Source organism: Fictibacillus sp. 5RED26, assembly GCF_015903895.1.
Lineage (GTDB): Bacteria > Bacillota > Bacilli > Bacillales > Fictibacillaceae > Fictibacillus > Fictibacillus phosphorivorans.
Genome location: NZ_JACZDU010000002.1, coordinates 763,654 through 776,658, shown reverse-complemented (window position 1 = coordinate 776,658; position 13,005 = coordinate 763,654). Strand labels below are relative to the sequence as shown.

The 13,005-nt window shown below is 39.2% G+C and carries 13 protein-coding genes and 1 riboswitch; of the genes, 1 reads left to right on the top strand and 12 read right to left on the bottom strand.

Features of this window, described 5'->3' with window-relative positions; translation table 11 throughout:
• Nucleotides 1–148: 148 nt before the first annotated feature.
• Nucleotides 149–279, bottom strand: a riboswitch (SAM riboswitch).
• 79 nt (nt 280–358) lie between these two features.
• From IHV10_RS12080 to IHV10_RS12055, 6 genes are all read right to left on the bottom strand, one after another.
• Nucleotides 359–703: a hypothetical protein gene (locus IHV10_RS12080; protein ID WP_197129577.1), complete on the bottom strand. Its 345-nt coding sequence runs from the start codon at nt 701–703 to the stop codon at nt 359–361.
• Between the two features lie 120 nt (nt 704–823).
• Entirely contained in the window at nt 824–2,053 is a 1,230-nt protein-coding gene (locus IHV10_RS12075; RefSeq protein WP_197129574.1) for an anti-sigma-I factor RsgI family protein, read from the bottom strand.
• 90 nt (nt 2,054–2,143) lie between these two features.
• Complete coding sequence (sigI, locus tag IHV10_RS12070) at nt 2,144–2,914, bottom strand: RNA polymerase sigma-I factor (protein WP_197129570.1); 771 nt, start codon at nt 2,912–2,914, stop codon at nt 2,144–2,146.
• Between the two features lie 460 nt (nt 2,915–3,374).
• Nucleotides 3,375–3,722, bottom strand: a complete 348-nt coding sequence (locus tag IHV10_RS12065) for a thioredoxin family protein (protein WP_197129567.1) — start codon at nt 3,720–3,722, stop codon at nt 3,375–3,377.
• A 4-nt stretch (nt 3,723–3,726) separates the two neighbouring features.
• Complete coding sequence (locus IHV10_RS12060) at nt 3,727–4,779, bottom strand: PQQ-dependent sugar dehydrogenase (RefSeq protein WP_197129565.1); 1,053 nt, start codon at nt 4,777–4,779, stop codon at nt 3,727–3,729.
• A 3-nt stretch (nt 4,780–4,782) separates the two neighbouring features.
• Nucleotides 4,783–5,130, bottom strand: coding sequence for a toprim domain-containing protein (locus IHV10_RS12055; protein ID WP_066397377.1), 348 nt, complete (start codon nt 5,128–5,130; stop codon nt 4,783–4,785).
• A 240-nt stretch (nt 5,131–5,370) separates the two neighbouring features.
• On the opposite strand from IHV10_RS12055, the gene IHV10_RS12050 reads away from it, so the two are divergent.
• Nucleotides 5,371–5,691 (top strand): general stress protein, encoded by a 321-nt coding sequence (locus IHV10_RS12050; protein WP_197129562.1) that lies wholly within the window; start codon nt 5,371–5,373, stop codon nt 5,689–5,691.
• A gap of 63 nt (nt 5,692–5,754) precedes the next feature.
• Here IHV10_RS12050 and IHV10_RS12045 read toward each other — a convergent pair whose 3' ends face one another.
• From IHV10_RS12045 to IHV10_RS12020, 6 genes are all read right to left on the bottom strand, one after another.
• Nucleotides 5,755–5,994 carry a YusG family protein gene (locus IHV10_RS12045; protein ID WP_066397384.1) on the bottom strand — a complete coding sequence of 80 codons (240 nt, stop codon included), beginning with the start codon at nt 5,992–5,994 and terminating at the stop codon, nt 5,755–5,757.
• A gap of 62 nt (nt 5,995–6,056) precedes the next feature.
• Nucleotides 6,057–6,443 carry a glycine cleavage system protein GcvH gene (gene gcvH / locus IHV10_RS12040; protein ID WP_066397386.1) on the bottom strand — a complete coding sequence of 129 codons (387 nt, stop codon included), beginning with the start codon at nt 6,441–6,443 and terminating at the stop codon, nt 6,057–6,059.
• Between the two features lie 71 nt (nt 6,444–6,514).
• Nucleotides 6,515–6,874, bottom strand: coding sequence for an arsenate reductase family protein (locus tag IHV10_RS12035; RefSeq protein ID WP_197129559.1), 360 nt, complete (start codon nt 6,872–6,874; stop codon nt 6,515–6,517).
• Between the two features lie 630 nt (nt 6,875–7,504).
• Nucleotides 7,505–9,289 carry an acyl-CoA dehydrogenase family protein gene (locus tag IHV10_RS12030; RefSeq protein WP_197129555.1) on the bottom strand — a complete coding sequence of 595 codons (1,785 nt, stop codon included), beginning with the start codon at nt 9,287–9,289 and terminating at the stop codon, nt 7,505–7,507.
• A gap of 15 nt (nt 9,290–9,304) precedes the next feature.
• A complete protein-coding gene (locus IHV10_RS12025) occupies nt 9,305–10,486 on the bottom strand; it encodes an acetyl-CoA C-acetyltransferase (protein ID WP_197129552.1) in 1,182 nt (393 codons plus the stop codon).
• Nucleotides 10,487–10,501: 15 nt separating this feature from the next.
• A complete protein-coding gene (locus IHV10_RS12020; protein WP_197129549.1) occupies nt 10,502–12,898 on the bottom strand; it encodes a 3-hydroxyacyl-CoA dehydrogenase/enoyl-CoA hydratase family protein in 2,397 nt (798 codons plus the stop codon).
• Between the last annotated feature and the right edge of the window lie 107 nt (nt 12,899–13,005).

Here is a 13,005-nt window from a genome sequence, read left to right as displayed (position 1 = left end):
GCTCACCGCACGCCCCGTGGAAAGCGAGCATCCTGTAACGGAAATCAACTACTCCCAAGAGCTTCAATGTAAAACGAAAACATTAAACAAAAAAATGCCTCTCTGCTTCAATATGAGCAGAAAGGCATATTATATTCTATGCACGTTCTCCTCATCTCCCAAGACTACTTAAAGCCTTGCAGGAATTGGCACCTTTCTAGTTCATCATTCATAAGAATGCAATGATCTAGCGGTTGCCGGGTTTCATAGGGCCAGTCCCTCCACCTCTCGTGATAAGTAAAAAAGTGTTACTTTATTAAATTAAAGCGATGCATATTTGAATCACTGTGAAGAATATTATCATCCATGTCGATTCGTGTCAAATATTTTTAGCAGTTCGAACGAGTACTCCAGCGGATATCTCTTCCCAATGAGAGCTTAAGTAAAAAATCGCTTCCCATTTTAAGCGTTGTCTAAGAGTTCCCTGAAACTCAATCATCTCTTGTCTCAATAAAGTACTCAGCTTCATTTTTCCCTCAAGCAGCATACATAGATATTTCGGATTCCCGGTAAACGTAACTGTTCTGTTCCGCTCTCCTTCTCTGTATTCAATTTTCAGCGTCGTTTCGTCCTTACATTTAAAGCTAGGCTTTACCGGAATATTATAAAGAGAAAGATACGGACTTTTTGCTATTTGACTTTCAAAGTAACGGATATCCAACATAAAAAATCCCCCCGAATTGGTTGTTACTTCACCGATTCTAGAGGAATATACATATACCTTTATAAACCCTTCGACAGCAGCAAGGAATCGTAATTGCTATTACGACATGTTATCTCATAATTAGTGTTTATGTTTCTTTTCTTGCTTTCGATGTTCACCTTTGGAACGCTTATAATCATCATTAGAATGCCTGTCTCCATTCCATTGCTGTCTCTGTTCATGTTTATTACGGCCATTTTCTTTTTGTCGCTTGTTATGATTCTTATCCTGATATCTGTTTTCTTTTCTATGCTCTTTATTCTGATCGTAATCCCTATCGTGGTTTTGTGTTCTGACAGGTTCCTTCATCTTTTTAGGTTCTACTCTTTGCTCTTTTTGCTGAAGATGATTTCTATTGTTATTTTGACCATTCCTTTTTCCACGCTCTTTGCTATTACGTTTTTCATTCGTATTCTTTTGAGGCTTCACAAGATTTTTCTCGGTCGGTTTAACTGAGCTTTGGTGATCCGATTTTTTTTCTTTATTATTTACTGGCTTTACCTTGACCTCATGAGGTGCAGCCTTTATTTTACGAGGATGTGGTACAGATTTAATATTTTTAGAAGAAGTAGTATTCACTTTAAGCTCTTGAAACTTCACTTCTTTAATCTTTTCTTCTTTAAGATGCTTATCATTCTTCGTTGCTTCTTGGAATGCTGTATATTTCCCTGAAGATACGCCTAATTGTTTCGCCTTATCGCGAACTTCTTCGTTTGTTTCAGAAACAGTAATCGCTACAGGGTATTGAACGACAGCTTTTTTAACAATTGAATCCAATGCATGATCCAATTCCTGCTTCGTTTTCTTATCACTGGATTTATCGGATACTGTAGTGATAAGCATGGACTGATTCTCTTCCATATAGCCTTCTCGCTGATAAGCTTTGATCAGTTGATCCGCGAATACTTCAAACGGCATACGATCATCTGTAGAAAAATTGTATTTCTTAATGATTTTTTTTGCTTCGTCATTAAAAGCATCCATTTCAACCACTCGCATATTATCATCTACGCCAACCTCAAGGCTTGGATTGATATCAAAGCTAACATAAGCAGCAGCGGCAGAATGGCTGCTGTTGGGTAAAAGACCTGAAATAAAAAGAAATGCAATTAATGCTGCTACTGAAAACGAAATAGATGGCAGCACAAAAAGACTTCTTTTTTTGTGTGAAAAATAAGAAGCCTGATACTCATTACCTATAAGAGGTCTTTTACCTGCTGGTACTCTTACTGTGACAAAGGTTCCGTCCTTCATGAGAAGAGTTGCTTTTTTATTCTGAACTTCAATAACGATGCCGCTGCCGTTCTTCAATGATATCCCTCCCGCATGTAGCAGGATCAGTATAAATTACAGGCAAGAGAACATTACATTCCCTTGCCTAGTAACCTTATTTACCTCACCTTATGGCTGAATGTATGATTTCAGCGCTTGAAAATCGCCTAAATATATAAGTGATACTGCTATTATATACTTTCGATTTCTCTCTATGGTTTTACGACTACAGGATACCATATTTAATAAATCTTTTATTGGTAATTGCTTTTTTTCTTTTAGAAACGCGGCAAGTTCTTCGTTCTCAGCTAAAAGACGAGCAATTTCTTTTGCATTTTCGCGAGCATCCACATGCTTCGGACAATGCTTACTTAATACTTTAAAGTTCAATCCAAACGTTTTTAATAACTTTTGATACTCTTCGATCTCATAAACGCGATTCTCAACTTGAATCTGGTCTTCAAAATGATCCATCGCAGCTTTTTGCTCAGCATAACTTTCTTCTAAGCGACCTTCTTCATCTTCCTCATCTGGCTGTAAGAATATCAGTCTGTTCTGACGTACTTCTTTACGAATGTAATCAATAACTCTTCGTCTGATAACCATATCGGCGAAGGACAAGAAACGGCTACCTTGACCTTCTTGGTATTGATCAATCGCTTCGTTGAAGGCAAAAAGACCTACACTAAACTCGTCCATCGTACGATCTATATATTGACTGCAAACTTTCGATGTTACTTTTTTAATGAATGGTTGGTAATCACCGATCAGTTCGTTTCTTAGTTTCTCATCGTCTCTTTCTTGGATCGTTAGAACTTTATCTTCTATACTTGTTAATTTATTGTTCGATAATTTATTTTTACCAATAGGAAATACTGCATTTAAATTTAAAGATGCCATGTTTATCAATCACCTCTGTTAAAGAATTGCTTTGCATTTTGTTTCGTTTATTAGTGAATCGTATATTTTTATCTCAAAAATAAAATCATTCTTATTTACCACAATAAGCTAGGGAGCAAACATGCAAACAAGCTCTCCTATTCATTTATACCATGACTTTTGACATTTGTAGGATACAGTTCTATAACAATATTACAGCGCCCGTAACATTTGTGACGTTATCGTTAAAGTACTGAATTTGCAAAACAAACTGATAATTGCTCAAATACCTTGATAAACCCCTCTACTAAGGTCATCAGCGTTATTTCAAAATAAAAAAAAACACCCTTTATTGTTACAAAAGGGCGAGTGAACGACATTAAATTCCCATATTTTTCTTGAGATTTAACCCCCGAAAAATAAGTTTTTTTGTAGAATTAGACGATGAAATGAAAAATGTGGGGTATATCCCACATTTTTTTCACCCTTTATATTCCTTTTCCACTAGTTTTAACATGGATTTATATATATTTCCCGCAGATTGAAGTGCATAAATACGATCGATTGCAATTCCTCTAGAAAGAATGAGTAAACATGGCACGCTTGTTACCCCATACTTGGATGCAAGCTCGGGCATCTCATTAATATTACTAACACCTACAGCTATATTTTCGTCTTTTTGAACACGTATCGTTTCAACTGCTACCTCAAACATTCTTTTTCCCATTTTACAAGTTCCACAAAGCGGAGTCTCTAGGTATAGAAAGTACGGATTCTGAAGTGATTGTTCAATAACGGTGTTCCAATTTTTTCGAGTGATTTCTTTCATGGTATTACTCCATTACATTTTTTAGTGAAACTTTTAGCAGCACATCATCATCGCTCGACGGCTGTCCTCTACCATCTTTGTTATTCGTAACAACATACATGTGATTATCTTCAATAAGGATATCACGAATGCGCCCTTTATTGGAAACAATAGTGGTTATCTTCTTAGAAGACGTGTTAACCTTTATGACACTTTCGCCTCTCAATGCTGCAACAAACAGATAACCGTTTTTATAATCGATGCCTGAAGGTGCCCACGTTTCACGACCAGAGTGAACCCACGGTGATTCTAGCCCTTCCTTTTTTTCGTCACCACGAATGATCGGCCATCCGTAATTTTTACCCGGATCAATTTTATTAATCTCATCATAGTTAGATGAGCCATGTTCAGCAGCAAACATCTTACCTTCATCATCCCATGTCATTCCTTGTGGATTCCGATGACCGTATGTATAGACCGGTGAAGGATAGAACGGGTTGTCCTCTGGAACAGAACCATCATTATTCATTCTTAAAATTTTCCCAGCCAGACTTTTTAGATTTTGGGACAGCTCTTCTTCGCCACTATCACCCGTTGTGATATATAGTTTTCGATCTGGTCCCCACTCCATTCTTCCTCCATTGTGAGTGTAGCCTCCTGGAATATCATCTAGCAGGATTCTGCTTTCTTTCCATTCATTATTTTCAAAACGCATCTCGACAATCCGATTAACTAAACGATTCGATTTTTCATATGTATAATATCCATAAGCTTTTTTATTACTGTCGTAATTTGGGTCTAATAGAAAGCCAAGAAAACCTCCTTCCCCGTCATCAGCTATAGCTTCTGAAAATTTTGGGGAATAAGAGGTCTTTTTTTGTTTTGGCCCTAGTAAAACAAGCCCCCCAGTTCGTTCACTGATCCACATTTGTTTTGGGGTGCTGTTTATTTGCCACGGAATATTTAAATTTTTGCTCACGACATCTTTAGAATTCGTTTTTACTTCATCTTTATTTGAAGGACTGCAACCACTCACTAAGCAAAAGGTAGTTAGAAGACTCAACCATTTCTTTTTCATGGCTTATCCTAAACAATTCTTTTGAATATTAAAGTGTGCACCTACCAATACCTTTGCGAGGTACATTAGAGGTGTTTTAGCAACTTCTCTGTACATCTTATTAATATATAAATGCTCTGCATTAGGCAATTCACGTTGCAGTTGTTTTCTTAGTTTATGGCCAGCATCATCAGCATCGACCAAGATATATACATCTCGATCCTCAATGGCTAATGCAAGCTCTTCTAATTTATCCAAACCTAAAGTTCCATTCGTACAAATAATTTCAACCGGTTCATCCAAGATTGCAGCTAACTTATCCTTATCAGATTTACCTTCGACAATGATTACTTTGTTTTTGATTTCATTCATTACTCATCTCTCCTATACTTTGAAGACTATAAAATGAATGCATCGCTTAGATTATATATTTGCTTTATTTTATTAAAATCCTGCAAGAGATGTTCTTTATTACTATACCCCTTTTTCCTATTTTCCTACCTATTTCTGTTCGGTGTATGCGTTTAGTACTAATTCGCCTCAAACGTGTTTGACATCCTGTTATAAAAGGGAATTTAGGAGTCATAAAACGAATATTGGAGGAGTCATCACATGGCAAAAACAGAACCTAAAATGAGCCGAGCTGATGCAGGCAGATTAGGCGGCGAGAAAACATCCAAATCACGAGGAAAAGAATTCTATCAACAGATCGGAAAAAAGGGCGGTACCTCCACATCAAAAAAACATAGCACAACTTTCTTTCAAGAAATCGGGAGAAAAGGTGGGAGCTCTACCTCTAGTACACATAATAAAACGTTTTATCAAGAAATCGGAAAGAAGGGCGGTACGGCCACATCCCAAAACCAGGATAAAAGTTTTTATCAAAAGATCGGCTCAAAAGGTGGGAGTGCCGAACGAAACAAACAGATTTAAAATCAAAAAGAGGATGATTGCCAAGATAGATCACATTGACATCATCCTCTATTGATGCTGAAATCAGCACCAACCCTTATCACATTCATCCACATACTTTGATGGATTTGGTAATTCTACAGGTTTTTCACGTTTATAAATCTTGTCTGCATCAAATTCAAACCCCTCAGCCATCTCGTACATGTTCCCTTGATTCGTAAAGCGGATCTGGCCAATTTCATCCTTATCCAAATAAAGGGACATTGATCCACCCTTCATTTTACCAAAAACTCTTGATGTAACATCTCGTCTATCTTGGTTCATAAAAAAATCCCTCCAAAAAAGAATAGCAATATGTCTATTCTTTCCTGAAGAGATTGATTTCATTAATCTTCTTTGATTAATTCTTCGTACTGTTCAGCAGTCATTAACTTTTCAACCTCAGATGCATCTGAAAGTTCTACTACAACCATCCAAGCTTTTTCATATGGAGATTCGTTAACAAGTTCAGGGCTATCATCAAGGTCTGCATTTACTTCTACAACTTTTCCAGATACAGGCGCATATAACTCAGAAACAGTCTTAACAGATTCTACGCTTCCGAAAGGCTCGTCCGCAGTAAGCTCATCTCCAACTTCAGGAAGTTCAACGAATACGATATCTCCTAGTTCGTCTTGCGCAAATGCTGTAATACCGATACGAACTTTATTGCCTTCTTCTGTTTTAGTCCACTCGTGCTCTTCTGAATAGCGTAATTCTTTTGGAAATTCCATGTGTAATCCCTCCAGCTTTTCTTGGTTTTATAATAACTACAATAAATGATTTATCGCAGTCAGTAACATTTTTATTTTTTCCACGTGTTATCGTAAAGATCTTCTTTAAATCCTACTGTGACTTGCTTGCCATCAGTTGCGATCGGTCTTTTAATAAGCATGCCATCACTTGCTAAGATTTCGAGCAGTTCTTCTTCTGTAGCTGTTTTCATCTTTTCTTTCATACCCAACTCACGATACTTCATTCCGCTCGTATTAAAGAACTTCTTGATCTCTAGACCACTAAGATCGATCAATTTCTTCAGTTCATTAGCAGAAGGCGGGTTCTCCACAATATGTATAGGCTCAAAGGCTACATCATTTTCTTTTAGCCATTTTTTTGCTTTTTGGCAAGTTGAGCATTTTGGATATTCATACACTTTCAGTAGCATTATATCACCCCTTCTCATAGTACCACAAACTAGTGTTACCAATAAAACAAGAAATTCTGCACGTTGGCTAATTTCTTATATCAGGATGTAATGTGACGTGCAATGAAGGATATGAGAGGGAGATTTCCATGATTTTAATGAGGATGGGGGTATATTCATGTGTGGTAATTGTCGAGGATTGTAGACTCGCGGATAAACAGCTGAAACTTTTGGATTGGGAGCTAAAATTCGTGGATAAACTGTCTATATTTGTGGATTAAAGCCGTTTTTTTGTGGATTCAGTTTCAGAATACGACTACATACCCTATTAGGTATCCTCTAAAATCCAGTTCGGCACCTAAAAACTGCAGCTTATCTGGGTATTTTTCGATATCTAAAATCAAAACTTACTTTGTTAAGCTTCTCCTTAAAGATAATCGCTTTCTAAACTCATTTTTATTATCAACTGTAACAGTTGATTGAAGTACAAGGTATGATACTCCTACCGTACACGCTGAACGCGAGCGCTCGGAAACTAAACCATCAGCTTCCACTACAACATAAGCCTGTTAAAACAAAAAAAGCCCTCCTACAAATGCAGGAGGGAAAGATAAGATATTTTGAAGGTTAGCGTAAATAAATACAGATCAATTAAACGATATAGCGTTCTTCTTCAAGAAGCTGAACCGCGAGTTCTCGCTTCTTCTTAATCACATTAATTGGTGTATGGCGCGTTAGTTTCTTTAACGCGGACAGCATCATGCGGAGCATATCGCCTTCTTCTACGGCAATGATGGATTCTTTAGCATGTGCTTCAATGCGGTTGAATGCTTCTTGGCAATACACTTCTGTATATAACAGTTTTTGTTTTGCCTTTTCAGCTCCAGATCTTTCGATTGCTTTTTCAGTACGCAAGAGAACAGATTCCATGTTGTACACTTCACTAATGATATCTGCTAAGTTCGACAATACTTCTTGCTCTTGCTCTAACTTAGGTCCGAACTTCTGAACCGTTAATCCAGCTGTCATCAAGAAAATTTTCTTAGCCATAGAAACAAGGTATTTTTCCTGATCCAAGCTTTCCGTACCTACTTCAACAGGCATTAACATCATAAGCTCTTGTTGAAGCTGAGTTGCTTTTTGAATAAGCGGAAGTTCGTTCTTCATCGCTTTTTTCACAAGCGTTCCTGGTACTAATAAACGGTTGATCTCGTTCGTTCCTTCAAAGATTCGGTTGATACGAGAATCGCGGTATGCACCTTCAATCTCATATTCAGACATAAAGCCGTATCCTCCATGGATCTGAACGCCTTCATCTACTACATAATCCAACACTTCTGAAGCTGATACTTTGTTCAGTGAACATTCGATCGCATACTCTGCGATTGCTTTCGCTAACTCACGTCCGTCTTTTTGCTTTTCTTCAGATAAAGCGCCTAGACGGTTTTCAAATAGACCTACCGTTCGGTACACAGAACTTTCAGCTGCATACGTTTGGACAGCCATGTTCGCAAGCTTTTCTTGAATTAAGCTAAAAGAACTGATTTTACGCTTGAACTGTTGACGCTCGTTCGCGTATTTTACAGATACTTCGAATGCTCGTTTTGCAGCTCCTACACATCCTAATGCAAGCTTGTAGCGGCCGATGTTTAAAATGTTAAAGGCGATCAGATGCCCTTTTCCGGCTTCCCATAACAGATTTTCCTTTGGTACTTCTACATCTTCTAGGATAAGTGTACGCGTTGAAGAACTCTTGATTCCCATCTTCTTTTCCTCTGGTCCTGTGGAAACGCCTTTATAATCTCTTTCAACGATGAATGCTGTGAACTGCTCACCATCAATCTTTGCGTATACGACGAAAACGTCAGCAAACGCAGAGTTTGTGATCCACTGCTTTTCACCGTTCAATACATAATGAGTGCCTTCAGCGTTAAGCTTTGCTGTCGTTCTTGCGCCAAGTGCATCAGATCCAGAACCTGGCTCAGTTAATGCATAAGCTGCAATCTTCTCACCAGTTGCTAGTTCAGGTAAGTATTTTTTCTTTTGTTCTTCGTTACCAAAAAGAACAATTGGTAGTGATCCGATTCCTACGTGTGCTCCATAACTAATTGAAAAGCCGCGTCCGCGTGCGAACTTTTCAGTGATGAGTGAAGAAGAAATCTTATCTAGACCTAAGCCGCCATATTCTTCAGGTACATCTGCTCCTAGTAAACCTAGCTCTCCCGCTTTAGTTAATAATTTTCGAGAAACAGTAAAATCGTGATCTTCCATCTTTTCAAGTTGAGGAACAACCTCTTTCACAACGAAATCTTCAGTTGTTTTCGCGATCATCAAATGTTCTTCTGAAAAATCCTCAGGTGTATAAATATCTGCTGCGGAAACATCTTCGATTAAAAAGCTTCCACCAATGATTTGTTTTTCTGCTGTATTCGACATGTTTTCTCCTCCTTGTTATCCTACTAGTTCAAATACGCCTGCTGCTCCCATGCCACCACCGATACACATCGTAACAACTCCGAATTGTTCGTTGCGACGCTTCATCTCATGTAAAAGAGTTAATGTGAGTTTAGTTCCAGAACAACCTAGCGGATGGCCAAGTGCGATCGCACCACCATTCACGTTTACTTTATCTTCTGGAAGGTTCAGTTCACGAATGACTTGAACGCTCTGAGAAGCAAATGCCTCATTCAACTCGAACAAGCCGATGTCTGAAATTTCTAATCCTGCCATTTTTAAAGCTTTCGGAATGGCCGCAACAGGACCTACTCCCATGATGTCTGGAGCTACCCCAGCTACTGCAAAAGAACGGAATTTCAATAATGGCGTTAAACCTTCTGCTTCTGCTTTTTCTCTGTTCATCACAAGAACTGTTGCAGCGCCATCACTTGTTTGTGAAGAGTTCCCTGCTGTTACAGAACCAGTTGGTGTGAATGCCGGACGAAGCTTACTAAGTACATCAACGGTTGTTCCAGCACGGACACCTTCATCTACTGACACAGCAACCTCTTTTTCAACTAACTTTGATTGCTCATCTAACCAGCGTTTCATAACATGTACAGGAACGATCTCGTCGTTAAACTTCCCGTCTTTAATAGCTGCCGCTGCTTTTTGATGACTTCTTACGGCGAATTCATCTTGATCTTGTCTTGAGATGCCAAAACGTCTAGCTACTTCTTCCGCTGTATGACCCATGCCCATATAATATTGCGGCACCGTCTCAACTAAGTAAGGGTTAGGCTTTACGACATGACCTACTACAGGAACAAGGCTCATGGATTCAGCTCCGCCTGCAAGAATCGCTTCGGCTGCACCTAGCATGATTTTTTCTGCTCCGTACGCAATACTTTGCAGACCCGATGAACAAAAACGATTGATCGTAATCGCTGGTACAGTTTCAGGCAATCCTGCTCTAGCACCGATCAGACGAGCCATGTTCATCCCTTGTTCTGCTTCAGGAACGGCACATCCGATGATTAAATCATCAATCTCTCCGTTATAATCGCCTGCACGCTTCAACGTTTCTTTGATGGTTACCGCTGCTAGTTCATCTGGTCTCATATGTGCAAAAGAACCTTTTTTCGCTTTACCAACCGCTGTCCTAGCACCTGCTACTATTACTGCCTCTTTTAACATTGAGTTCTTCCCCCCTTAGTTTCTTAGCGGCTTGCCTTTAACAAGCATGTGCTGCATTCTTGCCTGGCTTTTTGGTTCTCCAGCTAGACTTAGGAATGCTTCTCTCTCCAAATCTAGTAAGTATTGTTCGTCTACCAATGTTCCTTCTGGCACTCTTCCTCCAGCGAGAACAAAGGCTAGTTTCTTTGCAATTTTTAAATCGTGCTCTGAAATATATTGGCTGAAGTGCATCGTCTGTGCTCCTAGTGCCAACGTTGCATAACCGGCTTCACCAACTACAGGAATCTTCTTTCTAACAGGCGGTGTATAGCCAATCCCTTCTAATGCAAGTACTTGTGTTTTTGCATCATGTAAGAGATGGTCACCGTTTACGGAGATGCTGTCTTCTTTTCGTAAGAACCCTAGCTTGCGTGCTTCTTGAGCTGAAGTTGAAACTTTAGCCATCGCAATCGTTTCAAAGGCTTGGTTCGCAACTTTTTGCAGATCTCCCTTAGCACCTTCAGGCAGTTGCTCTAATAAACGAAGATAAAGCTCTTTGTTTCCGCCTCCGCCTGGAATCAAGCCGACTCCTGTTTCAACAAGCCCCATGTACGTTTCAGATGACATTTGAAGTCTTGCTGCAGGAAGAGATACTTCAACTCCGCCGCCTAGCGTCATTCCGAAGTTAGCCGCAACGACAGGTTTTGCACTGTAGCGAACTCTTGCCATCGCTTGTTGGAATTGACGAACCATCATATCCAGTTCAAAGAAATTGTCATCTTGAGCTTCCATAAGGATAAGCATCAAGTTAGCACCAACACAGAAGTTCTTACCTTGGTTACCAATCACTAACCCTTTGTAATTCTTTTCAACTTCATCGATCGCCTGATGAAGCATCATGATGATTTCAGGTCCGATCGCATTGTTTGGAGAATTGAACTCAAGGCCTGCAACATCATCACCGAGATCGATTAACGTAGCCCCACCATTCTTTGTGATCACATTGCCTTTTTCTTTTAAACGGCTTAAATGAACGACTTTTTTGTTCTCTTCCACAGGAAGATATCTGCCTTGGTGGTAATACGAGCGATCACCGTCTGATTTTGTGTAGAAAGAATTCTTTTCTGATTGAAGAAGCTCTTCTACCCAACCAGGAATTGTCTCTCCTTCAGATTTCATTCGTTCTACAGATTGGGGTACACCGATCGCATCCCAAATCTCAAATGGACCATGCTCCCATCCGAATCCCCATTTCATTGCTTGGTCAATCGCAACAAGATCATCGGCGATTTCATAACACTTTTCCGCAGAATATAATAGAACCGGTTTAATGATGTCCCACAGCAGTTTACCTGCACGATCATCACTGTATAAAAGCGCTTTCACTTTTTGGTTTGTTGTCTTCATTTGTTTAGCTGCTTCGAGTGTAGCTGTTTTCATTTTGGAGCGCGGTTTATATTCCAACGTAGCAGGATCGAGCTCTAAGATTTCACTGCCTGCTTTACTTTTTTGTTTAAGATAGAAGCCTTGACCTGTCTTGCTTCCAGTCCAGCCTTTGTCTACCATTTCGTTTAAGAAATCAGGGATCTCGAACACTTCTTTTTCTTTTCCGTCAACTTGCTCATAAACATTTCTCGCAACATGAAGGAAAGTATCTAGTCCGACAACATCAAGTGTCCTAAACGTTGCAGATTTTGGACGTCCGATTAACGGACCCGTAACAGAGTCGACTTCACCGACACTGTAACCTTGTTTCATCATCTCTTGCATTGTAACCATCAATCCATACGTTCCGATGCGGTTCGCGATAAAGTTAGGCGTATCCTTCGCTTCAACGACTCCTTTTCCTAGTACGTTCTCACCAAAGCTGCGCATGAATTGAACAACTTCTGGTTTTGTATCTTCGGTTGGGATGATCTCAAGAAGCTTTAAGTATCTTGGTGGATTAAAAAAGTGCGTCCCTAAGAAGTTTGCTTTAAAATCTTCAGAACGTCCTTCAGCCATCGCAGAAATCGAGATTCCAGATGTGTTAGACGTTATAATACTTCCTGGTTTTCTATATTGATCGACTTGTTCAAAAAGTTTTTGTTTCACATCAAGGCGTTCAACAACTACCTCAATGATCCAGTCTACATCTTTTAATTTTTCAAGATCATCGGTAAGGTTACCGATCGAGATTAATTCGAGATTCTCTTTAACAGCAAGTGGAGCTGGTTTTTGCTTTAATAGTTTTTGTGTGGCAGATAGAGTAAATTTGTTGCGGAATGCAGGATGATCTTCCGTTATCCCTTTTGCTTTTTCCTCTTCACTTAAAGAAGGCGGTACAATATCCAATAATAATGTTGGTATTCCGACGTTTGCTAGATGAGCGGCTATGCCTGATCCCATTACACCAGAACCCAGTACGGCAGCTTTACGGATTTCACGAGACAAGATGGTCTTCCTCCTTTATTGAATGAATACTCATTCATTTTTTCTCCATAAAAAAATTTGTTACCCTATATCCAATATAAAATATATTCTGAATTTTAGCAATAGTA

Bases quoted from the DNA above. Each gene is read 5' to 3' on its own strand.
- IHV10_RS12080 (WP_197129577.1), bottom strand. From the start codon at position 703: ATGTTGGATATCCGTTACTTTGAAAGTCAAATAGCAAAAAGTCCGTAT.
- sigI (WP_197129570.1), bottom strand. From the start codon at position 2,914: ATGGCATCTTTAAATTTAAATGCAGTATTTCCTATTGGTAAAAATAAA.
- IHV10_RS12065 (WP_197129567.1), bottom strand. From the start codon at position 3,722: ATGAAAGAAATCACTCGAAAAAATTGGAACACCGTTATTGAACAATCA.
- IHV10_RS12060 (WP_197129565.1), bottom strand. From the start codon at position 4,779: ATGAAAAAGAAATGGTTGAGTCTTCTAACTACCTTTTGCTTAGTGAGT.
- IHV10_RS12055 (WP_066397377.1), bottom strand. From the start codon at position 5,130: ATGAATGAAATCAAAAACAAAGTAATCATTGTCGAAGGTAAATCTGAT.
- IHV10_RS12050 (WP_197129562.1), top strand. From the start codon at position 5,371: ATGGCAAAAACAGAACCTAAAATGAGCCGAGCTGATGCAGGCAGATTA.
- IHV10_RS12045 (WP_066397384.1), bottom strand. From the start codon at position 5,994: ATGAACCAAGATAGACGAGATGTTACATCAAGAGTTTTTGGTAAAATG.
- gcvH (WP_066397386.1), bottom strand. From the start codon at position 6,443: ATGGAATTTCCAAAAGAATTACGCTATTCAGAAGAGCACGAGTGGACT.
- IHV10_RS12035 (WP_197129559.1), bottom strand. From the start codon at position 6,874: ATGCTACTGAAAGTGTATGAATATCCAAAATGCTCAACTTGCCAAAAA.
- IHV10_RS12030 (WP_197129555.1), bottom strand. From the start codon at position 9,289: ATGTCGAATACAGCAGAAAAACAAATCATTGGTGGAAGCTTTTTAATC.
- IHV10_RS12025 (WP_197129552.1), bottom strand. From the start codon at position 10,486: ATGTTAAAAGAGGCAGTAATAGTAGCAGGTGCTAGGACAGCGGTTGGT.